The 26,348-nt window shown below is 46.9% G+C and carries 25 protein-coding genes; 19 read left to right on the top strand and 6 right to left on the bottom strand.

Translation table 11 applies throughout. The features are described from left to right. The first annotated feature begins 149 nt into the window (after window positions 1-149). The 15 genes from DI392_RS12260 to recG all read left to right on the top strand — a co-directional run bounded on the left by DI392_RS12260 (window position 150) and on the right by recG (window position 16,538). On the top strand, window positions 150-1,403 hold the full coding sequence (locus DI392_RS12260) for a tyrosine-type recombinase/integrase (RefSeq protein WP_109320192.1): 1,254 nt from the start codon (window positions 150-152) through the stop codon (window positions 1,401-1,403). Between the two features lie 340 nt (window positions 1,404-1,743). Next, window positions 1,744-1,941: a helix-turn-helix transcriptional regulator gene (locus tag DI392_RS12255; RefSeq protein WP_109320191.1), complete on the top strand. Its 198-nt coding sequence runs from the start codon at window positions 1,744-1,746 to the stop codon at window positions 1,939-1,941. A gap of 299 nt (window positions 1,942-2,240) precedes the next feature. Continuing rightward, window positions 2,241-2,426, top strand: coding sequence for a hypothetical protein (locus tag DI392_RS12250; protein WP_109320190.1), 186 nt, complete (start codon window positions 2,241-2,243; stop codon window positions 2,424-2,426). A 12-nt stretch (window positions 2,427-2,438) separates the two neighbouring features. Beyond that, a complete protein-coding gene (locus DI392_RS12245; protein WP_109320189.1) occupies window positions 2,439-5,000 on the top strand; it encodes a DUF5906 domain-containing protein in 2,562 nt (853 codons plus the stop codon). A gap of 142 nt (window positions 5,001-5,142) precedes the next feature. Further along, window positions 5,143-5,343 (top strand): hypothetical protein, encoded by a 201-nt coding sequence (locus DI392_RS12240; RefSeq protein WP_109320188.1) that lies wholly within the window; start codon window positions 5,143-5,145, stop codon window positions 5,341-5,343. A gap of 67 nt (window positions 5,344-5,410) precedes the next feature. After that, window positions 5,411-6,028, top strand: coding sequence for a hypothetical protein (locus DI392_RS12235; protein WP_109320187.1), 618 nt, complete (start codon window positions 5,411-5,413; stop codon window positions 6,026-6,028). Window positions 6,029-6,090: 62 nt separating this feature from the next. Then, entirely contained in the window at window positions 6,091-7,098 is a 1,008-nt protein-coding gene (locus DI392_RS12230; protein ID WP_109320186.1) for a major capsid protein, read from the top strand. 70 nt (window positions 7,099-7,168) lie between these two features. Then, window positions 7,169-7,528: a hypothetical protein gene (locus DI392_RS12225; RefSeq protein ID WP_109320185.1), complete on the top strand. Its 360-nt coding sequence runs from the start codon at window positions 7,169-7,171 to the stop codon at window positions 7,526-7,528. Beyond that, a complete protein-coding gene (locus tag DI392_RS12220; protein ID WP_109320184.1) occupies window positions 7,521-8,867 on the top strand; it encodes a S49 family peptidase in 1,347 nt (448 codons plus the stop codon). The genes DI392_RS12225 and DI392_RS12220 overlap by 8 nt, the downstream gene beginning before the upstream one ends. A gap of 10 nt (window positions 8,868-8,877) precedes the next feature. Further along, the gene (locus DI392_RS12215) at window positions 8,878-9,477 is read left to right on the top strand and encodes a tyrosine-type recombinase/integrase (protein ID WP_109320183.1); all 600 of its coding nucleotides are present in this window, start codon (window positions 8,878-8,880) and stop codon (window positions 9,475-9,477) included. 1,012 nt (window positions 9,478-10,489) lie between these two features. Beyond that, a complete protein-coding gene (gene gmk, locus DI392_RS12205; RefSeq protein ID WP_109320181.1) occupies window positions 10,490-11,110 on the top strand; it encodes a guanylate kinase in 621 nt (206 codons plus the stop codon). A gap of 86 nt (window positions 11,111-11,196) precedes the next feature. Then, window positions 11,197-11,469 carry a DNA-directed RNA polymerase subunit omega gene (gene rpoZ / locus DI392_RS12200; RefSeq protein ID WP_100801344.1) on the top strand — a complete coding sequence of 91 codons (273 nt, stop codon included), beginning with the start codon at window positions 11,197-11,199 and terminating at the stop codon, window positions 11,467-11,469. A gap of 72 nt (window positions 11,470-11,541) precedes the next feature. Continuing rightward, window positions 11,542-13,662: a bifunctional GTP diphosphokinase/guanosine-3',5'-bis pyrophosphate 3'-pyrophosphohydrolase gene (spoT, locus tag DI392_RS12195; protein WP_109320180.1), complete on the top strand. Its 2,121-nt coding sequence runs from the start codon at window positions 11,542-11,544 to the stop codon at window positions 13,660-13,662. Between the two features lies 1 nt (window position 13,663). Continuing rightward, window positions 13,664-14,350, top strand: coding sequence for a tRNA (guanosine(18)-2'-O)-methyltransferase TrmH (trmH, locus tag DI392_RS12190; RefSeq protein WP_109320179.1), 687 nt, complete (start codon window positions 13,664-13,666; stop codon window positions 14,348-14,350). A 109-nt stretch (window positions 14,351-14,459) separates the two neighbouring features. Next, on the top strand, window positions 14,460-16,538 hold the full coding sequence (gene recG / locus DI392_RS12185) for an ATP-dependent DNA helicase RecG (protein ID WP_109320178.1): 2,079 nt from the start codon (window positions 14,460-14,462) through the stop codon (window positions 16,536-16,538). 33 nt (window positions 16,539-16,571) lie between these two features. Here recG and envZ read toward each other — a convergent pair whose 3' ends face one another. From envZ to greB, 3 genes are all read right to left on the bottom strand, one after another. Next, window positions 16,572-17,885, bottom strand: coding sequence for a two-component system sensor histidine kinase EnvZ (envZ, locus tag DI392_RS12180; RefSeq protein WP_109320177.1), 1,314 nt, complete (start codon window positions 17,883-17,885; stop codon window positions 16,572-16,574). A 2-nt stretch (window positions 17,886-17,887) separates the two neighbouring features. After that, a complete protein-coding gene (ompR, locus tag DI392_RS12175) occupies window positions 17,888-18,607 on the bottom strand; it encodes an osmolarity response regulator transcription factor OmpR (protein WP_109320176.1) in 720 nt (239 codons plus the stop codon). Between the two features lie 134 nt (window positions 18,608-18,741). Then, window positions 18,742-19,221 (bottom strand): transcription elongation factor GreB, encoded by a 480-nt coding sequence (greB, locus tag DI392_RS12170; protein WP_109320175.1) that lies wholly within the window; start codon window positions 19,219-19,221, stop codon window positions 18,742-18,744. 146 nt (window positions 19,222-19,367) lie between these two features. Here greB and DI392_RS12165 point away from each other — a divergent pair, with 146 nt between their 5' ends. Further along, a complete protein-coding gene (locus tag DI392_RS12165) occupies window positions 19,368-21,704 on the top strand; it encodes a Tex family protein (RefSeq protein WP_109320174.1) in 2,337 nt (778 codons plus the stop codon). A gap of 209 nt (window positions 21,705-21,913) precedes the next feature. On the opposite strand, the gene DI392_RS12160 is transcribed toward DI392_RS12165, so the two are convergent. Then, window positions 21,914-22,384, bottom strand: a complete 471-nt coding sequence (locus DI392_RS12160; protein ID WP_109320173.1) for an ATP-dependent Lon protease — start codon at window positions 22,382-22,384, stop codon at window positions 21,914-21,916. On the opposite strand from DI392_RS12160, the gene DI392_RS19610 reads away from it, so the two are divergent. Next, entirely contained in the window at window positions 22,383-22,532 is a 150-nt protein-coding gene (locus tag DI392_RS19610) for a hypothetical protein (protein ID WP_181388418.1), read from the top strand. The genes DI392_RS12160 and DI392_RS19610 overlap by 2 nt on opposite strands. A gap of 21 nt (window positions 22,533-22,553) precedes the next feature. Here DI392_RS19610 and bioH read toward each other — a convergent pair whose 3' ends face one another. After that, a complete protein-coding gene (gene bioH / locus DI392_RS12155) occupies window positions 22,554-23,321 on the bottom strand; it encodes a pimeloyl-ACP methyl ester esterase BioH (RefSeq protein WP_109320172.1) in 768 nt (255 codons plus the stop codon). An 86-nt stretch (window positions 23,322-23,407) separates the two neighbouring features. On the opposite strand from bioH, the gene DI392_RS12150 reads away from it, so the two are divergent. After that, complete coding sequence (locus tag DI392_RS12150) at window positions 23,408-24,130, top strand: ComF family protein (RefSeq protein ID WP_109320171.1); 723 nt, start codon at window positions 23,408-23,410, stop codon at window positions 24,128-24,130. 129 nt (window positions 24,131-24,259) lie between these two features. Continuing rightward, complete coding sequence (gene nfuA, locus DI392_RS12145; RefSeq protein WP_181388417.1) at window positions 24,260-24,853, top strand: Fe-S biogenesis protein NfuA; 594 nt, start codon at window positions 24,260-24,262, stop codon at window positions 24,851-24,853. Window positions 24,854-24,919: 66 nt separating this feature from the next. On the opposite strand, the gene hemN is transcribed toward nfuA, so the two are convergent. Further along, on the bottom strand, window positions 24,920-26,293 hold the full coding sequence (gene hemN, locus DI392_RS12140) for an oxygen-independent coproporphyrinogen III oxidase (protein ID WP_425445692.1): 1,374 nt from the start codon (window positions 26,291-26,293) through the stop codon (window positions 24,920-24,922). Window positions 26,294-26,348: the final 55 nt, after the last annotated feature.

Raw genomic sequence — 26,348 nt, 5'->3', positions numbered from 1 at the left:
TAAAATAGGGGCTTTGTTGTTTCATGAGGTTTCAAAATAATACAGGTAGTAACTCTACATATGGATCCACATACGGATCCATAAAATAATAACGTGTGCAAAAATGCCATTATTTAGCTATTCTTGGATCCAGTTATGGAGGGGTAGCTATGAATAACAAGCAGCTAGATAAGCTAATCAAAGCAGGTGAGCCCGGGCGCTGGGCTATTGGCGAAGGTTTATACTTTAGAATTGCATCCAGTGGGAAACCTCGCTGGGAGGTCAGATATAGTTTTGATAAAAAGCGAAAATGGTTTGCTCTTCCTGAGTGCTATCCAGCATTAAGTATTTCCGAGGCAAAGAAACAAGCCATTGATATAAAATCAAAAGTAAAAGCAGGAATCGACCCACAGATTGAAAAGAAGAAAGCAGAACAAGAGGTAATTCGTTCTGTTGATGATCTTTTTAATGACTGGTTTACTACTGACATTAGTCAAAGGCTAAAACATCCACATATACCAAAGCGCATCTACACTAAAGAAATAGCTCCTGTAATTGGTGGGCTTGCTATCTCCGAGGTAACCCCAAGAGACATAAGAGCAATTATTCATGCTGTAATGAATAGCGGAAGGCCAAGTATTGCCAATGATGTTCTTATGTATGCTAAACAGCTATTTCGTCACGGAATAAAGTTAGATCTTGTGGATAGCAATCCAGCTCAAGCATTCACTATGTCAGATGCTGGAGGGCTAGAGAAAAGTAGAGATAGATACCTGAGCTTAAAAGAGTTATCTATTGTGTTTCAGGTGTTACGCCAGTATCCAGCCGAGTTTACACGAGAAAACTATCTAGCCTGTGCATTACTCGTGTGTCTAGGCGTTCGTAAGGGTGAGCTTATTGCTGCGCAATGGGAAGAGTTTGATTTCACAAAGCAGCAGTGGCGTATCCCTGAAAATCGTAGTAAAACAGGTGTTCCCCTCACTATCCCCCTGCCTAATGCAGTTATTGCTTGGCTTGAAGAGTTGAAAATGCGCTCTTGTGGCTCTGAATATGTATTCCCACCACGCAGAGCAAGTAAAAGTCCGCATATATCCGAAGACACTTTAAACCATGCACTAGCTAAAATGTTTGGCTTAAAAGTCAGGCCGGGACGCACTCCAGAAAATATCCTTGGTAAAGCTGGTCTCGAGCACTTTACTCTCCATGATTTACGCAGAACGTGCCGTAGTTTGCTGGCAGCGAATGGTGTACCTGGTCACGTTGCGGAAAGATGCCTAAACCACAAATTAAAAGGTGTTGAAGGGATCTATAACAGGCATGACTACTTAGACGAGCGTAGAGAGGCATTAACTATGTTAGCTTCTCAAGTCGCCCCATTGGTCAACGGGGTATCAAATGTAGTCACTTTGCTTAAAGCTAACTAATCAAACTCATTGCAATATTTGCACTTTAGAGATACAGTTTAGGCAATGTGGTGTCGTTGCGCCCATACTAATAACCAGCTAATAAGCTGGTTTTTTGTCTATTACGTTTCTGATTGTTGCAAAGTTGGCAGTTAACGGATACAGTTTAGGCAACGTGGTGTTGTTGCGCCCACACTGATAACCAGCTAATAAGCTGGTTTTTTTATATCTGAACCCTGGCTAAATGCCGGGGTTTTTTGTATCTAAATTTTGAAATTAGCAACGATGTATAACCAATTTACTGGCTCAGAACTACGCCCTGACTTTCACAAGTCGGGGCTTTTTTTTAGGAGAACTGGCAATGGAAAATCAAACACATGATCGACTAATCAGAGAAAGAGAGTGCAAAGAAATAACCGGTCTATCTCGTCAAACAAGATGGAGAATGGAAAAGGAAGGGAAATTTCCATCACGAATCCAGTTAAGCGAGCGTGCCATAGCATGGCGTTTATCTGAGGTTTTACAGTGGGTTAATAACGCGATAAGTGTTCGAGCATAATTAGGGGTTGTTTGATGACATCTAATCTATTGATAGTTTCTGGGATAAGTGGCATGATATTTCCTGTTGGACATAAGACACCCAACGACAGGCAGGCGAACTTAAGACACTCGCAAGCTTTGGAAAGCATAGGATTACCCCATACCGAATTTTTTAGCACTGCGCCCGCAGTGTATCCAGAATTCGGGAGCAGAGCAGAGAGCCAAAGAAAAGCTCCCGACCTCTGGGCGCACCTATGCCGCCCATTGTCTTTGCGGCTCTCTGTTCGCCTATGTTTCTACAGCATAGGAAGAATAATAATGATCTATACCTACTTGATCGCCAGTAAAGCCAATGGTGCAAAATTCTCAGATTTAAAGCGCATAAGAACAAAGTCAGTTTTTGCTTCATCAGAAGAAAAAGCTCGTAAGGCTTTATCTGGACTCCCTCTTGTTTTTATCAGCCGAATTCCGGTGAAAGATACTCCAAAGACCATCCTAGCTTAAGGAGGTAGCAATATGACGATTGTAACGGAAGTCTCAATTGCTGCTACAGGCAACTGGCAAAGCATATTGGATGATCTTGGAATACCAGTCCCAAGAAATGGTAAACACGGTCCATGTCCAATTTGTAAGGACGGAAAAACCCGATTCAGATTTGATAATAAAAATGGTCGAGGAACCTGGCTCTGTGGTGATTGCATAGACAAAGGCGAAAAGCAGGCAAAAGCAGGTGACGGATTGTCTTTGGTGGCTGGAGCTATGAATTGTAGTGTTCTAGAAGCTGCAAAACTGGTCGCTCCAATGGTTGGGATCACTAACACTCCATTAGATAAAGAAGCTTTCATCCAAAAGAAAAAACAAATTGCCGAGCAAAAGCAGAAAGATGAGAGATCTCAAAATCTGAGACGAAAAAAGGCTGTTGAAAGAGCTAGTTACATTTGGAAAAGCAGCAAAGAAGCACCAAAAGACCATTTCTACTTAGTTGCAAAAGGGATTCATCCTCACGGAGCAAGAATTTTATCTAAAGCGATTAGCAATGGTTCAAACAGGCCTGCATTTGAGCAAGGAACACTAATTGTTCCAATAAAGAGCGTTCAGGGAATAATTAGTTTAGAGCTTATTTCCCACAACAGAAAAGAGGGTTTATCTGGCGGTCAAAAAGCAGGAGGCTTTTTTGTCCTGGATGAACCGCTCGGAAGCGAACTTTCCAAGGCTCCAAGAATATGGATATCAGAGGGGTTTGCAACAGCAGCAACGGTAAAAGAACTTACTGGTGATCAGTCTGTTTGTGCGTTTAGTGCTGGTCAATTACCTGGTGTAGCCGAAACAATTCGGAAGCTATATCCAAATGTAGAGATCTTTATTGCAGCAGACGCAGATGAAACGGGAATAGCAAAAGCTGAACAAGCTGCAAATATATGTGATGGATATGTCGCAATACCTAAATTCACAGATGGCGATACGGAAACGGGAACAGATTGGAATGATCTTGCTAGCCAGGAAGGAGTTAATTTTGCCAAACAACAATTAATGGCAGCTATCAAACTAAACACTGAACACAAGAAAACTATACCTAACCCTACTAACCTACCTAACCAAAAAGATAATAACATAGTAAATACAGGTAGTTATATAGGGTTAGGTATAAAATCAAATGGGTTAGGACAAAGTAAAATGGTTAGGCCAGATCTAGGAAAAGACTCAAAAGTAGCCTTTTTCCTGGCTAGCAATCTACATGGTCAATTGGCTGTTGATGATGATGAGGGCGAATTGTACAAATGGGATAATAAAGCTGGGTTCTGGAAATCAAACGGTGTGGCCACTAAGCGACTAGAACGAGTTACTTATGACTTACTCAAGAAGCACTATGGTGAGGATGGGTTTGCATCAAGTAAAATTGGTGGAGTGGCTAAAGCTTTAACTTATGAACTCGAATCTATGCCTATGCCGGATTCAAGTAAAATCGTTTTTAAAAATGGAGTGTTAAACCCATTAACCGGTAAATTCACAGCTTGTAATGTTCGCCAGCTATACGCTAGATATTCTACTGGGGTTGACTACTACCCATCCAACGGAACATTAGATGAATGCCCAAACTTTAGGGACTATTTACTGTTTGTTTCAGGACTGAACGACTCCAATGTCGATGATGAACGAGCTCAACGCAGATTCAATATTATCTTAGCCGCCATGCTCATGGTGCTACTAAGGCGCTATGACTGGCAGAAATTCATTGAGGTAGTTGGTCCAGGTGGAACGGGAAAAAGCACTTTAGCCGGTTTGATTGGTTTGCTGGTTGGTGAATCAAGTGTCAGTAGTATAGAAAGCAAAGACTTAGAAACACCTGAGCGTAGGGCTGATATTGTAAATTCAGCTCTGTTATATCTGGCAGACATGGAACACTATCAAGGAGAGGGATCCGGATTAAAGAAAATAACCGGTGGAGATCCTGTTTCTTGCCGTCGTTTATATGGTCAATCGTTCAATGCTTATATCCGAGCTGTTATTTTGGCAGTAAATAATGATCCCATGAGGTTTAGCGATAAAGGCGGTGCTATTGCTAGGCGCAGAGTAATTATTCACCTTTATCGAAAAGTATCAGAACAACAGAAGAAACAAGGGCTAAAAGAGGCGTTACGTCAAGAAGTGCCGGCTATTATCCAATACTTACTTTCATGGATGGCTGATAACGGTGGGGAGCACGCTATGCGAAAAATTCTCCATGATGCGACAAATGGCGATGATGCAAGAGAAGTATTGGCAGAAACTGACCCAATGATAAAGTTTGCATCCGGGCTCTACTACCACCCAGAAGCAAAAGCACAAGTGGGAGGTATGCCAAGTGCAAGTTATCCACTAAGACATGATCAACTTCTTTTTCATGCTTATCTACGTTTTTGCTCGTATGAGGGAATTGACCGCCATAAATCTCCAGGCAGGTTTAGTAGTGAATTTAAAGCCGCTGCGGAACGTTATGGAGAAATTCGAATAGCTAAACCCAAAAATAAAGCCACATTTTACGGTGTATCTGTTACGGGTGGCGATCATAAAAAGCCAGAGTGGATGATTGATTGGTAGCCTAACCTTCTTACTTGGCTAACCATGATCCTAACCGAAAAAATAACTTAAGAATCAATATCTTATTAACAATAGTTAGCAGGTTAGTAGGGTTAGGTAACAAACTTTATATTAAACAACAGACAAAAAGAGAGTCGTAAAAATGAACAACAATGAGTTGGCAAAAATACAAAAACTAGCACGTCAAGTTCGTATCCAAGCAATGCTTAGTCAACAAGGTGGAATAACTGAGCTAAACGAAATGGATCTCGATGAATTGCTATCTCAGCAGGTGGAACGGGCTCAAGAAATTGAACGGCTAACTAATATGTTAATGAGTCAGAAATTAATTAAAGCAGCTTAAGTTAAAAACTGAGAAGCTAGGGAGCTAAATAGCTCCCTTTTTATTCACACAATACTGCGATGATCACATGATATTTAACGATTTCTTTACACATAAGAGTGACAAAATAAAATTTGAAACAGCCGCATGGAGAGGATTCAAGAAACATACTGGCTGGAAAAATAAATTGCGATGGTCTGAAAAGATTCTATATGAGCGCATTGGCTACGTGATAGAAAAGGTACTTTCAACTGGTGATTTATCTGATGCATACCATTCTAATGGAAGCCGCTTTTCGATAATTGAAGCCGCAGAACAATTACGAACATTAGGTAATGAGGAATTGGCGCTGAAATTGCTCGATGATTACGCCCATATTTATACTACATCCCCTTTTGGCCCGTTCCCTTCAAGATGCAATATTCCAAACCGCAAATACCGATATTTTGAAAAGTGGTTTAAACATCATGCTATTAACATGTGGAGAGATAATAAGAGCTATACCTATAAGCAAATTACCACTTTGCTAGACGCAGAAGCTGCGAAATTGGTAAATCAAATATGGTCAGATATGAAAGCAAAAGAAAAGATATCAGAAGAAGACACTAACCTTTACAAAGAGTTAGAAAATTCATGGCCTACAGAAAGAATGCAAGAATACTGGTTACAAGAAATTGAACCAATAGCGAAATACCCTATTTCGTGAATTCACCAGGTATAAAAACGAAACTATCACCACTTTCAAAACTGAACTGAGGTGAAAAAGTTATGTCTTTCTATACCAAAAACTGTGAAGAGCTGATCTCAAACCAAGATATGTTTTCTGTATCAGCCCTTACTGATGCAATCAACCAAAGTGATACTGTTCCTGGTCGAATCAAAGCCCTTAAGTTATTCGAAGAACGAGGTATATCAACTACTGATTTTGCCATCGAATATAAAAATGGATTTGTTAACCTGGTAAAAAACTCTATTCGTGGTTCCGATGGTCAAATGAATGATGATGATAAACGCAAGATCATCAAATTTGCGACTACCCATTTAAAACAATTTGGTAGCTTACTCGCTGACGATTTCCAAAACACGCGCCCGTTTGGTAATCAGTCATACGAAGATTTAGTCCAAGATTTCATGCTTGAACGTTTTGATGTAATGAAAAATAACAATGAAGCTACCATTGAATATCAAAGAGCAGGTGCATTTGTCGGCAAGATTCTTGATGCCGATGGAGAAGTTATCTTAGATATCCATGATGCATTTGGAATTGTACCGGAAGTTGATGAACTTGACGTAACCACAGCCGATACAAAGAAACAGATTCGTGCAATCAAGAAAAAATCCCGTGACGCCCTCAAAGTAACCAATGTTCCTCGCTGGGTTGCTCTGTGTGGCTCTACGTTCTTTGATGCTCTCGAATCAGCAGAAGATGTTAAAGAATCATATAAATATTACAAAGACGGTGAAGTTTTACGTGATGACAATGATTCAATTTTATTCGGTTCCGTAGTTTGGGAAGAATACGATGCATTTGTTGGTGATACTCGTTTTATCGCATCCGATGAAGCAATCTTAATCCCTGTCGTTCCCGGCTTATGTCTAACTCGATTCGCACCAGCAGATTATAACGACACAGTTAACACTATTGGTGTTCCGCATTACGCCAGAACAGAACCAAAGAGCATGAATCGAGGTTTTGATCTCGAGTGCCAATCTAACCCAATCAGCATTATTACGGTTCCTCTAGCAGTGCGCCGTATTAAGTTGAAGTCAGCATAAATATCTCTTCATAACCAAAGTGGGAGCTTTGCTCCCCTTTTATCAATCTATATTGCTTACTGGGGTAAAAATGAAAACGAAACTCGATATAAAACTCAGTCTAAACCTTATGCTCTGGCAAGCTGAGCCGAGGAATATATTGGAAACTGTCCGTGCATACTGTCCCTTTATCAGTGGTGGTGAAGTAGCAAACAGAATTACTGAACTTGCTGTAGATATAAACAATATGTATCAGAGCAACGGTTCAGCCAAAGAGCTGGATACTAAAATGCTAGAACTCAAGCAACTAGCAACAGGGGTATCAATTGAAGATGCAAAAATGTTTGGTTTTATCCAGGATTACAGCGAAACACTTTCATTAATGCCGTATTTCCGAGGACAAATCTTAGTAGATACCCTCCCAGAAGAGGAGCTAACCAGTAATGAGTAAAAAGCTAACCTTTGATTTTTTAGCATCAAACATATGGGCACTGGAAGACGATTTTTTACAACGCATGGCAAAGGTCGCCATGCGAGAAGAAATCGATCCCATTCAAGCACTTGAGGCAAAAAGTGGTAAGCGGATAAGTAACTTAACAGAGCTACGAGGTGATGTTGCCGTAATTCATGTATCCGGTGTTATTAGCCGTTATGCCAACCTATTTCACGCAATATGTGGCGGTGTTTCAACTGAATTACTCAGTAAAGAATTTAACCAGGCATTAGAGAATAAGTCAGTCAAAGCGATTGTTCTCAATGTTGACTCTCCAGGAGGTGAAGCTAGCGGTATCCATGAACTTGGAGAAATGATTTATCAGGCTCGAGGACGGAAACCTATCCAGGCATATGTTGGCGGTATGGGGTGTTCCGCTGCTTACTGGATAGCATCTGCTTGTGAAAAACTGACTCTGGATGCAACGGCAACAGTTGGCTCTATTGGGGTCGTAGCTTCCGTAGTGAAGCGAGATGATCCAGAAGGACAAACGAGTTATGAGTTTGTTTCGAGTCAAAGTCCAAATAAGAGACTTAATATTGATAGCGAAGAAGGCCAGCAGGCCATGCAAAGCCAACTAGACAAAATGGCTGATGTTTTTATTGACCGTGTAGCAAGAAATATGGGAGTCAAAAGAGAAATGGTTCTAAGCGACTTTGGTCGAGGTGCCATCATAATGGGAAAAGATGCCGTGGATCGTGGCATGGCGAACGAGCTTGGTAGCTTAGAGGGTGTTATTGCTTCTCTCAGTAAAAGCAACCAAAGCTATTCAAGTTCAGGAGCTGTAAGCCAAGGAACCAATAGCCTACAAGGTCTATCTGCTTTATCAGCAGCCGTTAGCTCTGGAGATACAGAGCCCGAATTTTTAGCGAACGTGATACGGGAACAATTGCCGGGCGTAGCAGCGTTCCTACAATCAGGAAAAGGATCGGGAGAAGTTGCTTCTTCAATTGGCGCTCAAGCTGCGTTAGACATGGCAGAATCAGTTGAGCTCCCATCAATAGCAAGAAAGCTATCTAACATGATTCAAACAGAAGCTGAAAGCTATATAGCAAACGCCCAGAGTTTACGAGATACGCTAGCAGCAGCCGGTTTAAGCGGGTCATTTGATTACTTGCTTGAACGTATAGATAACCCAGCAGCTTTGGTGGGGCTAGCCATTCATGAAGCCAAAGCAGCACAAGACGAATCTGGGGACGGTTCTCGCCATATTATTAGCGAAGAGCATAGAACTCGTGATGGTTCCTCTTTCAATCCTAAAAATATCTACGCAACACGCTCAAACGCTAATAAATAAGGAGCAAGAATTGCCAAGAGTTCACTCTGCGCGAGATAAAGAAGAATTCACTGTGATATTGGATTCACTAGAACAACGGCGAGGAATAAAGGCCCGTCGTTTGGCTGAACTACTATCTCTTTGGGCATTAAGGGTTAGTGACCTCTTGGCGATAACTTGGCACCAGGTAGAAAAAGCATTTAATACCGGCGAATTCGCAATCATCGAAACAAAAACGGGGAAACGTAAAGTCATTACCTTAACACCTGTAGCAGTTAAGTTATTGAACTCAATGAGAGAAATACGCCCGAATGATACTTATCTGTTCGAGTCAGAATATGGTTCACGAGGAAGACCGATAAGCAGGGTAACCGCTTGGCGTTGGATATCTGAAACAGAGCAAGATGTAATCCGTTATCGCAGAGAGCATGGGCTATTAGGTGGTGTGAACTTAGGTACTCACTCTATGCGTAAAACCGGAAGCCGGTTAAGGCAACAGAAAGGTGTAAAGCTGGCAGAGTTGCAACAACTTCTTAATCACAGCAGCCCAGCAACAACCGTTAATTACTTGGATAACCGAGAGCAAGACCTAATCAATACCTATGCGGTTGGTGATGATGCTCTTTTTTAAGTGGTACAGGCTATAGATTAACTCAACTTCCCATTTTAAATAGTTATTAGGTTAGCTGGGGCAAAAAGCTGTTCTTTTGAAACAGTTTACCAGTTACGTTTCAATTTAATGTAACACACTGATTTTAAGCAATTAAAAGTAAAGCCTCCTAACCCTCATTCTATAGCATTCATAGCTAGGGGTTAAAGGCAATCAAACAGGCACGAGCCCAGTAATCACAAGGGTTAGCCCCTATTTGACTGGCTAGCCAGGACAAGAGGGGACCCTAGAGATTTGATTTTTATACCGCGGGCAACCTACCCGCGGGAAACAACAGATTTTCGGTTTTTCTATGCGTGGTCAGCATGTGATGCACCACTGTGCAGAAAGCTAGGTATAGCAATGGCTAGAGACCGGAAAAATTGAGCATAAACGTGGAAAAAGTGGAAAAGGTGAAATATGAAATTTTCAAACAGAGTGTACAAAACAGCGCAGAAATACACATATAACATAACTGAACTAAGTAAGATGTTTGATATGTCTAGAGACACGGTTAGAAGACGCCTAATTGCAATGGATGTAAAACCCAAGTGCGTAGAGAAAGGAACCCCAGTTTATATCCTGATAGATGCCGCAGCAGCCATTATTAACTATGAAAATATGATTAATCAGAAATGTTGGTAAAGTTAACACTGGTATTCAACAAATGGATCCATAAATGGATCCAAAGCAAAGAGTAAAAACAACACCAGAAAGCCTTAAGGCACTGTTACTTATAGGCTTAATCCACTACACTCTATGAACAGATCCAAAACATCGAATAATCCCTACACTCTCTCGACTGAAAGCTCTGATAGTCACTTTTACACTAACAGAGCTTTTATTTGATCATCACCGATCAGTTGTTAAACAACCCCGGATCGTGCTAATCTTCGCCTCCATTTTTTCGCTGCCTGTAGCGAACTGAAACAGATAACAGTACTATTCTGATTATCCGATATTTCACTCTCTTTCTGAGTAGGAACGAAACGACATGGCTCAAGGTACTCTTTACATCGTATCTGCACCGAGCGGAGCAGGTAAATCCAGCTTGATCTCTGCGCTGCTGGAATCCAACCCGACTTACGCAATGAAGGTATCCGTCTCTCATACCACGCGAGATATACGTCCCGGCGAGCAGGATGGGGTTCATTATCACTTTGTAGAAAAAGAACACTTTGAAGCTTTGATCGAAAAAGGCGAATTTCTGGAGTATGCCGAAGTATTCGGTAACTACTACGGAACGTCCCGGGTGTGGATTGAAGATAACCTGAAAAAAGGCATTGATATTTTCCTGGATATCGACTGGCAAGGTGCTCAGCAAATCCGTGCTCAGATGCCACTGGCAAAAAGTATCTTTATCCTGCCTCCGTCCAACGGTGAGCTAGAGCGCCGCCTCAACTCACGAGGACAAGACAGTGAAGAAGTTATTGCGAAACGAATGAGTGAAGCAAAATCTGAAATTTCTCATTATGATGAATACGATTACCTCATTATTAATGATGATTTTGACTCGGCACTGATGGACTTTAAGGCCATTATCCGGGCAGAAAGACTCAAACAGGATAAACAGGCTGATAAATACAATGGTATGCTGACAGCACTGTTGTCATAATTAAAGCGGAAGATATATTTATCTTTCTCAGTTCAGCTTGTATAATTTCTCGTCATTTAAAATTTTATTAATTAATTGGAGTTCTCATGGCACGCGTAACTGTTCAAGATGCTGTTGAAAAAGTTGGTAACCGTTTCGACCTTGTTCTTATTGCGGCTCGCCGCGCACGTCAGATGCAAACTGGCGGCAAAGATTCACTGGTGCCGGAAGAGAATGATAAGCCAACCGTTATCGCTCTGCGTGAAATTGAAGAAGGCTTAATCAATAAAGAAGTTCTGGATGCTCGTGAGCGTCAGGAACAACAAGAGCAAGAAGCAGCAGAACTGGCTGCGGTAAGCAGCATCGCTCACAACCGTTAATTCCGGTATCAGGAACAGGACTGTTCCATACCCATGTTATTTTCAGAGTAAAGAACCTGTCGGGACAGAAATTTGTATCTATTCGATAGTCTCAAGGACGTTGCCCAGGAATACCCCTCAGAGCCTCAGTTAGAGGCTCTGCGTCAATCTTACGTAGTGGCAAAAGAAGCCCACGAAGGGCAGACCCGCTCAAGTGGCGAACCGTATATCATCCACCCCGTTGCTGTTGCCCGAATTCTGGCCGAAATGCATCTCGACCATGAAACACTCATGGCAGCTCTTCTGCATGATGTGATTGAAGACACAGAAGTATCTAAAGAAGATCTTGCCCGGCAGTTTGGCGATACGGTTGCCGAGTTGGTGGATGGTGTCTCCAAGCTGGATAAGCTGAAGTTCCGGGATCGGAAAGAAGCTCAGGCAGAGAACTTCCGTAAGATGGTGCTGGCAATGGTGCAGGATATCCGAGTTATCCTGATCAAACTGTCCGACCGTACCCACAATATGCGTACGCTTGGGGCTCTGCGTCCTGATAAACGCCGCCGTATTGCCCGGGAAACTCTGGAAATCTACTCCCCTCTTGCCCACCGTTTAGGTATCCACAATATCAAAACCGAGCTGGAAGAGCTTGGCTTTGAGGCGCTGTATCCAAACCGCTACCGGGTCCTGAAAGAGGTGGTACGCTCTGCCCGCGGTAACCGTAAAGAGATGATCCAGCGTATCCACTCAGAAATTGAGGGACGCCTGGAAGAAGCGGGACTCAAAGCCCGGGTTCAGGGCCGGGAAAAAAACCTGTACTCCATCTATAACAAGATGCGTGGTAAAGAGCAGCGCTTCCATACCATTATGGATATCTATGCTTTCAGGGTCATTGTGGACAACATTGATACCTGTTATCGGGTACTCGGCCAGGTACATGGCCTGTATAAGCCACGTCCGGGCCGCATGAAAGATTATATCGCCGTTCCTAAGGCGAACGGCTATCAGTCACTGCACACCTCAATGGTGGGGCCTCATGGTGTTCCAGTTGAGGTACAGATCCGTACGGAAGATATGGATCAGATGGCTGATAAAGGTGTCGCCGCACACTGGTCGTATAAATCCGGCAGTGATAAGACTGGCACCACCGCGCAGGTCAAAGCCCAGCGCTGGATGCAAAGCCTTCTGGACCTGCAGCAAAGCACGGGTAACTCCTTCGAATTTATCGAGAACGTTAAATCGGATCTGTTCCCGGATGAAATCTTTGTCTTTACCCCTAAAGGCCGGATTGTGGAACTGCCGGCGGGTGCGACTCCGGTCGACTTCGCGTATGCCGTGCATACCGACATTGGTAACTCCTGCGTTGGAGCCCGTGTCGATCGCCAGCCTTATCCCCTGAGTAAATCACTGAAAAACGGTCAGGCGATTGAGATCATCAGCGCACCGGGCGCACGTCCGAATGCGGCATGGCTGAACTACGTGGTCACATCTCGGGCGCGGACCAAGATCCGTCAGGTGCTGAAAACCATGCGCCGGGAAGAATCCGTTGCGCTGGGTCGCCGACTGCTGAATCACGCGCTGGGCCGCCACTCTGTCGATACCATTTATCCGGAAAACATTGCCAAGGTACTGGAAGGCTTACGTATGAAGTCTCTGGATGACCTGCTGGCCGCCGTTGGTCTGGGTGAACTCATGAGTATTGTGATAGCCAGACGACTGCTGGGTGATACCGACGCTCTGACCGAAACCAGTTCTGTCGGTAAAACCTCAGAACAGAAGCTGTCGATTAAGGGCGCTGACGGTATCCTGCTGACGTATGCGAAATGCTGTTATCCGATCCCGGGTGACCATGTTATCGCTCATGTATCGCCGGGACGGGGGCTGGTTGTGCACCGTGAAAGCTGTCCGAACGTACGCGGCTATCAGAAAGAGCCGGATAAATACATGAATGTCGAATGGGCTGACGAGCATGATCACGAATTTATCTCGGAAATTAAAATCGACATGCAGAATCAGCAGGGGGCTCTGGCCTCACTGACTAACGTGATTTCCCGAACCGGATCGAATATTCACGGTATTACCACCGAAGAAAAAGATGGCCGCCTGTACACCGTTTCAGTCTCTCTGACAACGAAAGACCGGGTTCATCTGGCTGGTATCATGAAGAAGATCCGTGTCATGCCTCAGGTACTGAAGGTTCGCCGCCGCAGAAAGTAATATGAATTTAGAACGTTATCACCGTATTCAGACCGTGCTGACAGCGCGTCAGCCGGATCTGACCCTCTGCCTGGAAGAAGTCCACAAACCCAACAACGTATCAGCGGTTATCCGTACCGCTGATGCCGCTGGCCTGCATAAGATCCATGCGGTATGGCCGGACGAAAAAATGCGCACCCTGAGCCATACCTCTGCCGGTGCCCGCAACTGGGTGGAAGTAGATACTCACGACACAATCGAAGACGCAATCACTGAGCTAAAAAGCCAGGGCATGCAGGTACTGGCTACCAACCTGTCAGATACCGCTGTCGATTTCCGTGAAATTGACTACACCAAGCCGACTGCAATTATTCTCGGCGGAGAGAAACACGGCATTACCGACAAAGCCCTGCAACTGGCGGATCAGGATATCATCATCCCGATGGTCGGCATGGTGCAGTCACTGAATGTCTCCGTCGCCAGCGCTCTGATCCTGTTCGAAGCCCAAAGACAACGAGAACTGGCCGGGATGTACAGCCGGAAAGTCTCCGCCCTGCCGGAAGAGACTATCCACCGTATCCTGTTTGAACGCGGCCATCCGGTACTGGCAAAAGTCGCGAAACGCAAAAAGCTACCTTACCCGCCTCTGGATGACGAAGGCCAGATCCTTGCCGATAAAAGCTGGTGGGCAGAGATGCAGCGTAAGTAAACCGTATTGTTTCTCTACGCGTCTCACTACATCAGCCTCGATTTAACCTGTACAAAAAGACAGTAAAATGCTTGAATAACGACATGTTATTCAAGCTGAATGTGCCGCCATGTCCCAACTGCTATCTGCTGTTCCCGTAACCTCCCTGTCTGGTGTCGGAGCCAAAGTCGCGGAAAAACTCGCTAAGGTCGGACTGCATACCGTTCAGGACATTCTGTTTCACCTCCCTCTGCGCTACGAAGACCGGACCCGGATCTACCCGATGGCCAAAGTGCATGCCGGACTCTGGGCGGCGGTACAGGGAAAGGTGATGAATGTGGACACCGTTTTCGGCAGAAAGAAGATGCTGACGGTCAAAATCAGCGACGGCAACGGCACCATGACCCTGCGCTTCTTTAACTTTACTGCCGGGATGAAAAACAACTTTTCAGAAGGCAAACAGGTTTATGCCTACGGGGAAGTGAAACGCGGCAACTACGGGCTGGAGATCATCCACCCGGACTATAAATTCTTTGCATCTAGCCAGAAACCAGATATAGAACAGACCCTTACTCCGGTCTATCCGACCACAGAAGGCTTGCGGCAGAATACGCTGCGCAATCTGACCGATCAGGCGCTTGCGCTGCTGGATAAGGCTGCAGTCGAAGAGCTTCTGCCAGAGGGGCTTTATCCAAACCAGATGACCATGGGACAGGCACTGCACACCATCCACCGTCCGCCTCCGGATATCAATTTGGAAGAGTTCGATCTGGGTCAACATCCAGCGCAACAGAGGCTGATACTGGAAGAACTGCTGGCTCAGAACCTGTCGATGCTGTCGGTCAGAAGCAAAGGCCAGCAGGATACAGCGCTTCCTTTGTCACCGGTAAACCAACTGAAAGACCAACTGCTCAATCAACTGCCCTTTTCTCCGACCAACGCGCAAAGCCGGGTGGTCAGTGAAATCGAAACCGACCTTGCCAAACCACACCCGATGATGCGACTGGTGCAGGGGGATGTCGGCTCAGGTAAAACACTGGTTGCGGCCCTGGCGGCCGTAAGAGCAATAGAGCATGGCTATCAGGTGGCGCTGATGGCTCCGACTGAGCTGCTGGCTGAACAGCACGCTATCAACTTTTCTGGCTGGCTGGAGCCATTAGGTATCAAAACCGGCTGGCTGGCTGGCAAACTCAAAGGGAAAGCCCGGGAAGCCGAACTGGAGAAAATCGCCTCTGGGGAAGCGCAGATGGTGGTCGGGACTCATGCCCTGTTTCAGGATCAGGTCCGTTTCAACCATCTGGCACTGGTTATCATTGACGAACAGCACCGCTTTGGCGTGCATCAGCGGCTCAAACTCCGTGAGAAAGGTGAAACTCAGGGCGCTTTCCCTCACCAGTTGATCATGACGGCCACCCCTATTCCTCGTACGCTGGCCATGACCGCCTATGCGGATCTGGAAACCTCGGTGATTGATGAGCAGCCACCAGGCCGGACCCCGATCACTACCGTTGCTATTCCGGACACCAAACGTGACGATATTGTCGACCGGGTACGCCATGCCTGCCTGAATGAAGGCAAGCAGGCCTACTGGGTCTGTACGCTAATTGATGAGTCTGAAGTGCTGGAAGCACAGGCCGCCGCCGATACGGCAGAAGAACTGCAGCGCCAGTTGCCAGAACTAAAGATCGGACTGGTACACGGACGCATGAAGCCGGATGAGAAACAAGCGGTGATGCAGCAGTTTAAAGATAACCAGTTACATCTGTTGGTTGCCACCACAGTTATTGAGGTCGGTGTGGATGTGCCGAATGCCAGCCTGATGATTATCGAAAACCCGGAACGGCTGGGGCTTGCCCAGCTCCACCAGTTGCGGGGACGAGTCGGGCGTGGCTCAGTCGCCAGCCACTGTGTGCTACTCTACCACTCTCCCCTGTCGAAGACGGCTCAGAAGCGGCTGGGCGTACTCAGAGAGAGTAACGATGGCTTTGTGATTGCTCAGCGGGATCTGGAAATCCGGGGGCCGGGAGAGCTGCTCGGCACGAAACAAACCGGTCTGGCGGATTTTAAGATTGCTGATCTGGTTCGCGACCAGCGTATGATTCCGGAAGTACAACGCATCGCCCGACATATTCATGAGCGTTATCCAGATAACGCGCAGGCGATCATTGAGCGCTGGCTGGGCAACCGGGACCTGTACGCCAAAGCCTGATCGGCTTATACCTTCCTCAACCCATTCTCTGAGCTATTTCTGTCGGGCCCGGAAGCTCACCTGTACTTTCAGTCCGCCTTCAGAGCGATTATTCACCACCACGGAACCGTCATGCTGACTGACGATTCTTTTCACGATAGCCAGTCCCAGCCCCGTGCCTTCACTGCCCCGGGCGGTATCACCACGAACAAAAGGTTCACACAACTTATTTAACTGATCCGGCGGAATACCCGGACCATTATCTTCCACGCTCACCCAGATCAGCTCTTTATCTGCACTGAGGCCAGAGCTGATTAGCACCCAGCCATGGCCGTAGCGCACAGCATTGACCACCAGATTCGTGACTGCACGTTTTATGGCAACCGGGTTCCCCTGAAACAGCGGCAATTCTTTATGCAAAGAGCCATTAATAATAATGTCACTGCACTGCTCTGCTCTGATAATGTCATCAATCACGCCATTCAAATCAATCGCTTCGAACTTATCTTTATTGACCGGCTGAAGATAATCCATAAACTGATTGATAATCTGATTACACTCCTCCGTATCCTGGATCAGACTGTCGGCCAGAAACTGCTCTTCCGGAGGCATCATTTCAGTCGCCAGACGAATACGGGTTAAAGGGGTTCGCAGGTCATGGCTGACACCCGCCATCAGCAGAGTCCTGTCTTCTTCGAGCTCCTTAATACCTTTTGCCATCTGGTTAAACGCTTTGGTGACCGCCTGAATTTCCGGAGCCCCCTGTATCGGCAAAGGCGGAGGGACTTCACCTTTACCGACTTTTTGGGCGGCTTTCTCCAATGCCATAAGGGGGCGGTTACGTAACCGGATATACCCCCAGCCGCACACAATCACAATACATGCCATCAGAATGCTGTTATAAAACAGCGGGGCAAAGTCGTCCTCCTGCAGTTCAGAGAGAGGAATACGCAGCAAATAATCAGGAAATGCGTGAATACGAACCCACAATACATAACTCTCAGAGCCCAACACCAGCCTGACTTCTGCCGGAGAGTCTAAATCCCGACTCATCTCTTTACTGAGAAATTCAACCGGCTTTGCCTTCTTAAACTCTTCTCCCAGAGGATCGGTGCTTTTGTGTATGGTGAGCCCCAATTGCTTTAAAAGATGTCGCCTGAGGGGGGCATCCGCATCCAGCATACGCTCGTGCTCTTCGGCCTGATCCAGCATCAAATCCACTTCGTAAGCAAGAATGCGGTTAAATTGCTGCAACCCGGGCAAGAAGGCATAATGAAAAACGGCATAGAAAGCGAAGCCCTGGCTACCGATAAGCACCAGAGCAAACAACAGAATCGTTTGAGTTCGGGAACGACGAACCCTAAGCATAATTAACTCTTTTTACCTTCAGGAACAAACACATAACCAAGCCCCCAAACCGTCTGAATATAACGGGGGTGACTCGGATCGTCTTCCAGCATTCTACGCAGCCTGGAAACCTGAACATCAATGGATCGCTCCATGGCGGAATATTCTCGACCCCGTGCCATATTCATCAGTTTGTCTCTCGACATCGGCTCCCGGGGGTTGGTCACCAGTGCTTTCAGAACGGCAAACTCACCGGAAGTGAGCGGCATGAACTCATCCCCTTTGTACATTTCACGGGTCCCGAGGTTCAGCCTGAACTGACCAAATTCGACGACATCTTCCTTTGCACTCGGCGCTCCGGGAGCCTCAATAGTCTGACGACGCAGCACGGCTTTAATACGAGCCAGTAATTCTCTGGGGTTGAACGGCTTAGGCAAATAATCATCGGCCCCGACTTCCAGCCCAACGATACGGTCAATTTCGTCACCTTTTGCCGTTAACATCACGATAGGTAACATATTTCCTGCACTGCGTAACCGGCGACAGATAGACAAGCCATCTTCACCCGGCAACATCAGGTCAAGGATCATCAGATGAAAGTTTTCCCGCTTCAGTAACCGATCCATCTGTTCACCATTGGCAACACTGCGGACCTGAAACCCCTGCTCAGAAAGGTAACGTTCTAACAATGCTCGCAGGCGGGCATCATCATCAACCACTAGGATTTTATAATTTTCATGCATAACCGGATTCCGATACTTTCTTTGGGGGTGACAAATTTATCATTATAAAAAGCAAAATCGCGCAAAGAATTGTTAAGGTTTGTTTCACTTATTTATTAGCTGATAAATCCGGTTAATGCCACTATCCAGCTAACTTATTCTTTTTCATACTCTATCGAATTGATAAACCATTCTTTATAGCCTTCGGGGGTTTTTACCTGAACCTCGTCATCCACTTCTTTTTTTAATAACGCCCTGGCCATTGGTGAGTCGATAGAAATATAGTCTTTTTCCTCTCCATAAATCTCTTCAGGGCCCACGATACGGAATTTTTTGACCTCACCCGCTTCATTTTCGATCTCCACCCAGGCACCAAAGAAGACTTTGCCTTCCTGCTGCGGGGAATAATCAACAATCGTGACCTCAGGCAGGAATTTTCTCAGAAAGCGGATCCGGCGATCAATCTGCCGCAACAAACGTTTATTGTATTGATAATCCGCATTCTCGGAACGATCGCCAAGACTTGCCGCCCAGGTGACTATTTTAGTGACCTCCGGGCGCTGCTCATTCCACAGATAATCGTGCTCTTCTTTTAACTTGTTATACCCGGTGCGGGTGATCAATTTGGTTTTCACGTGTTGTACTCAGTTCTTTCATTTTTCTTTCTGAATCCAGTATAACCTGCCTTGCCACTCTCTCAACAGAGTTCGCCGTCAGACCTAGAAATTTCAGTATTTGCCCCCATCTAATTGGACAGATATTTGTAACAAGAGATACCCGGATGAGCCAAGCGACCTCTTCTCAAAACACGATTTGCCACCAGATAGCCCAAGAACTGAATGTCCGTTCAGAACAGGTTAATGCTGCCGTCACCCTGATTGACGACGGTAACACAGTCCCGTTTATTGCCCGTTACCGTAAAGAAGTTACCGGAGGGCTGGACGACACTCAGCTCCGGACTCTGGACAGTCGCCTGACCTATCTGCGGGAAATGGATGAACGCCGCCAGACCATCCTGAAATCCATTCAGGAACAGGGCAAGCTGACCGCCGAACTGCAGAAGGAAATCCAGGACGCTGACAGCAAAACCCGCCTGGAAGATTTGTATCTGCCCTATAAGCCAAAGCGCCGCACCAAAGGGCAAATCGCTATTGAAGCAGGGTTAGAACCGCTAGCCGATACCTTGTGGACTCACCCGCAAACGGAACCTGAATCGGAAGCAGCAAACTATATCGACACCGACAAAGGCGTGGCTGACACCAAAGCGGCACTGGATGGTGCCCGCGCTATCGTCATGGAACGTATCGCTGAAGATGCCAACCTGCTGGAAACCATCCGTCGTTACCTGAATACCAATGCCGAGTTATGTGCCAGGGTGGTCGCGGGTAAAGAGCAGGAAGGTGAGAAATTCAAAGACTACTTTGAGCACAATGAACGCATCAGCAAAGTGCCTTCTCACCGCGCACTGGCGATGCTGCGTGGCCGTAATGAAGGCGTGCTGCAACTCTCCCTGAATGCTGATCCAGAGCAGGAAGAAGGGGCCCGCAACTCCTACTGTGAAACCCTTATCGCCAACCACTATGATATTCACCTGAGCGATGCACCTGCGGATAGCTGGCGCAAGCAGGTGATCAGTTGGGCGTGGCGAATCAAGGTATCCATGCATATGGAAACCGAACTGATGGGGGCAATGAAAGAGCGTGCCGAAATCGAGGCGATTGAAGTCTTTGCCACCAACCTGAAAGATCTGCTGATGGCGGCACCAGCCGGACCAAGAGCCACTCTGGGTCTGGATCCGGGACTGCGTACCGGCTCTAAAATCGCCGTGGTGGATGCGACCGGTAAACTGCTGGCCACTGACACGATTTACCCTAATCCACCACAAAAACAGATTGAAAAATCTGCCCGTGTCGTCGAACAGCTGATCCGTAAATACAACGTCGACCTGATTGCCATTGGTAATGGTACCGCCTCCCGTGAAACGGATGCTTTTGTTGCCGACACGCTGAAAAGAGCCAACCTGAAAGTACAAACAGTGGTAGTCAGTGAGGCCGGAGCCTCAGTGTATTCAGCTTCTGAACTGGCAGCTAACGAATTCCCTAATCTGGATGTTTCCTTGCGGGGTGCGGTCTCTATCGCCCGTCGTCTGCAGGACCCACTGGCAGAGCTGGTGAAGATTGATCCGAAATCCATCGGTGTTGGTCAGTACCAGCATGATGTGAGCCAGAATATGCTGGCTAAGCGTCTGGATGCGATTGTGGAAGACTGTGTAAACGCCGTGGGTGTGGACGTAAACACAGCGTCTCCGGCGCTGCTGACTCGCGTTGCCGGACTGTCATCGACCATCGCCCAGAACATCGTGAACTACCGTGATGAAAATGGTCGCTTTGAGGCACGTACGGCCCTGAAGAAAGTCGCCCGCCTTGGCCCTAAAGCGTTCGAACAGTGCGCCGGTTTCCTGCGGATCATGGATGGTAAAAACCCGCTGGATGCCTCTGCGGTGCACCCGGAAGCCTACCCTGTGGTGAAAAACATCGCCGAAAAGAACCAGAAAGCAGTTAAGGGACTCATTGGCAACAGTGACTTCCTGCGCAGTCTGAAAGCGGTCGACTACACCGACGACACTTTTGGTGTGCCCACCGTCTCCGATATCATCAAAGAGCTGGATAAGCCGGGCCGCGATCCGCGACCTGAATTTAAAACGGCCACCTTTGCTGACGGTATTAACGAGGTTTCCGATCTGGAACCTGGCATGGTTCTGGAAGGTGTCGTCTCCAACGTGGCGAATTTCGGTGCCTTTGTGGATATCGGTGTCCATCAGGACGGACTGGTGCATATCTCAGCCCTGACTGATCGTTTCGTTTCGGATCCGCGTGAAGTGGTTAAAGCCGGTGACATCGTGAAAGTCAAAGTCATGGAAGTTGATGTACAGCGTAAGCGTATCGCCCTTTCCATGCGCCTGACCGATGAGCCAGGACAGGATAACCGCGCAACCCGCAGTGACAGAGGTGCTAAACCGAAAGGACAACCGCGCAACCCGCGCCAGCGCTCTGAACCACAGGGCAACAGTGCCATGGGCGGGGCTTTTGCTGCCGCATTTGCCAAGGCGAAAAAGTAGTAAAACCATCGAAACCCAGCTTCGGAACATCTAGGTGGGTACGGTGGAACAAACGTACAAAGACATGGATGGCCTTGTTTTAGCGTACAGGGAAGTCTTGAGCGGTTTGTGGAACCATATCCATTAGATTCGTTTTGGAAAAATAAAAGCCCATGGGAGCATATCCCGTGGGCTTTTTTACAGGAGACTAAATCCTGAGATTCAGCTTTTTACAGCACCGCTATCACCTCAGACGGTGAATTAGGTGCGACAGCATGACCATAGTGATACTTAATCACTGTACGGCGTCGCTCCATCTTTCCCTCAGTAATCGCTGCGAGCAACAGGCTCTTCGGTAACCGGAACCGGATCGTGTAGCCCATTCCCTCCTTTGCGGCGTATGTCTGTAATGCAATCAGTTCAAACAGCCGGGTCAGGTGGTCTTTCGGGTCTTCATGATAGTCCGACGACGCATTTCGCTCATTGTCCAGTTCATAATCAGGGTGGTCAGACGGATCCCAGGCAGTTTGTTTCCGGCGTTTATCTCCCGCCTTCACTTTTTTCTCTGCCGCGGTTTTCGTCAGTTCCACTGGCGGGCGTACGGGTTCTCTAATACGGTTATCCCGGGCGACCTGCTCAGTTGGCACATTGACCGAAGGGGCAATCAGTGGCACGTTCACATTGGTCGGCGACACAATCATGACAAACCTCCTTCATTACCTATCAGCCGTTCCGCTTTACCGTAGGATACTGCAAATCTTCCCGTCTGATACCTCCGGACGGGCGGTGCTTCTGCATAGGGAAGTCACCGTCCGACTGGTCATATTCTATATCGGCCGTATTGGTTAATTATTTACCACTAAAACCCGATTATTTCTTCCCAAAGTCTATTAACTGCGAACAAAATTCTTCCGGTTCAGTCATAAAAGGCGCATGCGAGGACTGAGAAAAAATATGGCTTTCACTACCAGCGTGTAAAATATCCATATCTTTCGCCACCTTAGCAGGTACCAATCCATCCAGCCGACCGTACAGGCGCAGAAACGGCATACTGATGTCGCATAACTGAGAACGAAGGTCGACTTCTGCTAATAATTCTAATCCGGTCATTAAAGCATCCGGATTCGGAGCCGGGCGGGTCAGAACCGCGTCTTTCAACAACTTAATATCCTGTTTGGCTGTCGGGCTTCCCATCGCCTGTAATGCCATAAAGCGCTCCACCGTCGCCGAAAAATCCTGTGCCAGTTGCTCAGTAAACGCTGCCAGTACATCCGGCTGAATGCCCCGCCATGGCCTTTCGGCTGAAAATTTCGGGGAACTGGCCACCGTGACCAACTTTGTCACTCTCTGCGGATAGTGCAGTGCAATATGAGTGGCAACCAAACCACCCAGCGACCAGCCAAGCCAGATAGCCTGATCCGGTGCATCTGCCAGCACTTTTTCTGCCATTTCCTGCAAATCACCAGCATGGCTGTCCGCACTGTAACCATACCCCGGCAAGTCCACAACATGCACACGAAAATGGGAGGAAAGCGCTTCTACGGTCTGTTTCCATACGGCTCCGTTCATACCCCAGCCGTGGATCAGTACCAGGTCCTTACCCTCGCCTTCTCTCTGCCAGTATAAAGATGTGCTCATGCTCTAAACCCCTACAACTTTGATCATACTGATAACTAATAATGATGATGTAACCTATTGAAACCCTAGTAATACATAACCCACTCATGCTCCGGTTTCCGTTACGACATCTGATTCACCGCCATTGTACCTCACTCTGCCACTTGTGTGGGCTGCCGATCACCACACTGAACCAGACTATCTGGTGTGAGCACTGTCTGACCTATTTTCAGCCGACAGCCCGGTGCCAGCGATGCGGGCTGCCAACACTGACCAGCCACTCACTCTGCGGGCAGTGCATGACCAACCCGCCCCCCTGGCAGCGCCTGTTTTGTGTCGGTGATTACCACTATCCGTTATCCGGATATATTCGTCAGTTAAAACATCAGAACCAACCCCAACTGGCCAGGGATCTGTCCTGGCTTCTGGCAAAACAGATTCCATCTCCGGCACCTTTCATCACCAGTGTCCCTTTACACTGGCAACGTCAGCTCAAACGCGGGTTTAACCAAAGTGCTCTGCTGAGTACACATCTGACCCGGCACCTTAACCAGTCAGGCCATCAGGTTCGGTGTGATAACCGGTTATTCAGGCGCATTAAAGCGACTCAACCACAACAAACGCTGGATAAGCAACAGAGGCTCCGCAACCTGAATGGTGTCTTTCGCCTGAATCATAAACCCGCCGTCTCTCACATCGCCATTGTGGATGATGTCGTAACAACAGGCAGTACACTCCGTTATTTATGTCAGCAATTACTTGATATTGGCATTGAGTCCATTGATATTTATTGTATCTGCCGTACTCCGGAACCTTCTTCATCGATATAGAGGATGAAACAAGCCTGTATAAAACGACCGAAACAAACAGCTATAAGAGATGAAAAAAAAGACTGGAAACCAGATGCGGCAAGAGTAGAATGAAGTTCAATAACCTACGAAAACAGTCAGGTATTTATCGTGTCAGAAACTAATACAATTACTATCACTGAAGCAGCCCAGGCGCACTTCGGCAAACTGCTGGAGCAACAGCCTGAAGGAACCAATATCCGGGTCTTTGTCGTCAACCCCGGCACCCCGAACGCCGAGTGTGGCGTTTCTTACTGTCCAACAGAGGCAGTAGAAGCCAGCGATACCGAGTTCAAATATGATGCTTTGTCCGCCTTCGTAGACGAAGTCAGTCTGCCGTTTCTGGAAGAAGCAGAGATCGACTATGTCACCGATAAGATGGGTTCACAGCTCACTCTGAAAGCACCGAACGCCAAAATGCGTAAAGTTAACGACGACGCACCTCTGATGGAACGGGTCGACTACGCCATTCAGAGCCAGATCAATCCACAGCTGGCCAGTCATGGCGGCTTTATCAGCCTGCATGAAATTACTGAAGATGGGATCGCAGTGATCCAGTTTGGCGGCGGTTGTAACGGTTGTTCTATGGTCGATATGACCCTGAAAGAGGGTGTGGAAAAAGAGCTGCTGCAAATGTTTGAGGGAGAGCTAACCGCAGTTCGCGATGTTACCGAGCACGCTCACGGCGATCACTCTTACTACTAAACAGCCCTTACTTTAAGAATTCAACAAGCAGGTATCGAACGCTGATACCTGCTGTTTTTGATCGCCCTAGATAACCCGTGAAAACTGCTGCTGTCTTGCTCTGTCACGCAGATATTTATCAAAACACATACAGATATTACGGATCAGCAACCGGCCTCGTGCTGTCACCCTGATACTCTGCTCTGTCACTTCGACCAGCTCATCCGCGATGAAGTTTTTCAGCAAAGCCAGATCCTCAGCAAAATACTGATCGAACTGAATACCAAATTGCTCTTCAATCGCCAGCTTGTCCAGACTGAAATTGCAGATCAATGACTTGATGACTTTACGGCGCAGCAGATCATCGTCATTCAGGGAAACCCCTTTCCACAGCGCATGACGCATCTCATCCACCTGCTGGTAATACAACTTCAGGTCTTTCTGATTCTGCGCATAGCAGTCACCAATCATGGAAATAGCGGAAACGCCAAACCCAATCAGATCACAATCGCCTTGTGTGGTATACCCCTGGAAGTTCCGGTGCAGAACACCGTTACGTTGCGCAGTGGCCAGTTCGTCATCCGGTAGCGCGAAGTGATCCATACCGATAAACTGATAACCGGCATCCGTCAGCGTTTCAATGGTCTGCTGTAGGATAGCCATTTTCTCTTTCGCTTCCGGCATCTCTGATTCTTTCAGCTTGCGCTGGGCCGCAAATAGCTGCGGCATATGGGCATAATTAAATACCGACAAGCGTCCGGGCTTCATCTCCAGAACCTGCTGCAGTGTTTCAGCGAAAGATTCCTGAGTCTGTTTCGGCAAACCATAGATAAGGTCAAGATTGGTAGACCGGAAACCTAATTCGCGCGCCCTTTCCACCATTGCAATGATGAAATCTTCATCCTGCTCCCGGTTAACGGTTTTCTGTACCTCTTTACTGAAATCCTGAACCCCGATACTCAGACGGTTAAAACCTTCAGAACGCAGGTGGTCCAGCATATCCAGCTCAAGCTCGCGGGGATCAACCTCAATGCTGATCTCGGCATCCGGCTCAAAATAGAATTCGGCGCGCAGAATGGCCATCAGACGGGTGAACTGTCTTTTCGACAGGAACGTTGGTGTTCCCCCGCCGAAGTGTAACTGAGTCACCCGACGCTGATTAAGCAAAAAGGCACGCTGGCGAATCTCATGCTCCAGCGAATCCAGATATTCATCTGCCTTGTGCGAATGACGGGTAATCACTTTATTACAGCCGCAGAAATAGCACAGCTTATGGCAGAAGGGTATATGTATATAAATGGACAATGGACGCTCAGGATACTGAGTGCATGCCATATCGAATTCAGCACTGGTGAATGCTTCATGAAATTCCAGCGCTGTCGGATAAGATGTGTATCTCGGCCCCGAATAATTGTATTTATCTAAAACAGCCTGATCCCAGACTATTTTCTCACTAGACATAATGGTTGGTCCCATTTCTATTTACTACTTTTGTGCTGACTTTTTGTGTAGTTAT

This window comes from Vibrio albus, from assembly GCF_003144035.1.
Lineage (GTDB): Bacteria > Pseudomonadota > Gammaproteobacteria > Enterobacterales > Vibrionaceae > Vibrio > Vibrio albus.
The sequence above is the reverse complement of the archived record's forward strand: the minus strand, read 5'-3'. Positions and strand labels throughout refer to the sequence as shown.

Excerpts from the sequence above, each read along its gene's own strand:
- DI392_RS12260 (WP_109320192.1), top strand. The coding sequence starts at position 150 with ATGAATAACAAGCAGCTAGATAAGCTAATCAAAGCAGGTGAGCCCGGG.
- DI392_RS12255 (WP_109320191.1), top strand. The coding sequence starts at position 1,744 with ATGGAAAATCAAACACATGATCGACTAATCAGAGAAAGAGAGTGCAAA.
- DI392_RS12250 (WP_109320190.1), top strand. The coding sequence starts at position 2,241 with ATGATCTATACCTACTTGATCGCCAGTAAAGCCAATGGTGCAAAATTC.
- DI392_RS12245 (WP_109320189.1), top strand. The coding sequence starts at position 2,439 with ATGACGATTGTAACGGAAGTCTCAATTGCTGCTACAGGCAACTGGCAA.
- DI392_RS12240 (WP_109320188.1), top strand. The coding sequence starts at position 5,143 with ATGAACAACAATGAGTTGGCAAAAATACAAAAACTAGCACGTCAAGTT.
- DI392_RS12235 (WP_109320187.1), top strand. The coding sequence starts at position 5,411 with ATGATATTTAACGATTTCTTTACACATAAGAGTGACAAAATAAAATTT.
- DI392_RS12230 (WP_109320186.1), top strand. The coding sequence starts at position 6,091 with ATGTCTTTCTATACCAAAAACTGTGAAGAGCTGATCTCAAACCAAGAT.
- DI392_RS12225 (WP_109320185.1), top strand. The coding sequence starts at position 7,169 with ATGAAAACGAAACTCGATATAAAACTCAGTCTAAACCTTATGCTCTGG.
- DI392_RS12220 (WP_109320184.1), top strand. The coding sequence starts at position 7,521 with ATGAGTAAAAAGCTAACCTTTGATTTTTTAGCATCAAACATATGGGCA.
- gmk (WP_109320181.1), top strand. The coding sequence starts at position 10,490 with ATGGCTCAAGGTACTCTTTACATCGTATCTGCACCGAGCGGAGCAGGT.
- rpoZ (WP_100801344.1), top strand. The coding sequence starts at position 11,197 with ATGGCACGCGTAACTGTTCAAGATGCTGTTGAAAAAGTTGGTAACCGT.
- trmH (WP_109320179.1), top strand. The coding sequence starts at position 13,664 with ATGAATTTAGAACGTTATCACCGTATTCAGACCGTGCTGACAGCGCGT.
- recG (WP_109320178.1), top strand. The coding sequence starts at position 14,460 with ATGTCCCAACTGCTATCTGCTGTTCCCGTAACCTCCCTGTCTGGTGTC.
- envZ (WP_109320177.1), bottom strand. The coding sequence starts at position 17,885 with ATGCTTAGGGTTCGTCGTTCCCGAACTCAAACGATTCTGTTGTTTGCT.
- ompR (WP_109320176.1), bottom strand. The coding sequence starts at position 18,607 with ATGCATGAAAATTATAAAATCCTAGTGGTTGATGATGATGCCCGCCTG.
- DI392_RS12165 (WP_109320174.1), top strand. The coding sequence starts at position 19,368 with ATGAGCCAAGCGACCTCTTCTCAAAACACGATTTGCCACCAGATAGCC.
- DI392_RS19610 (WP_181388418.1), top strand. The coding sequence starts at position 22,383 with ATGACAAACCTCCTTCATTACCTATCAGCCGTTCCGCTTTACCGTAGG.
- DI392_RS12160 (WP_109320173.1), bottom strand. The coding sequence starts at position 22,384 with ATGATTGTGTCGCCGACCAATGTGAACGTGCCACTGATTGCCCCTTCG.
- bioH (WP_109320172.1), bottom strand. The coding sequence starts at position 23,321 with ATGAGCACATCTTTATACTGGCAGAGAGAAGGCGAGGGTAAGGACCTG.
- DI392_RS12150 (WP_109320171.1), top strand. The coding sequence starts at position 23,408 with ATGCTCCGGTTTCCGTTACGACATCTGATTCACCGCCATTGTACCTCA.
- hemN (WP_425445692.1), bottom strand. The coding sequence starts at position 26,293 with ATGTCTAGTGAGAAAATAGTCTGGGATCAGGCTGTTTTAGATAAATAC.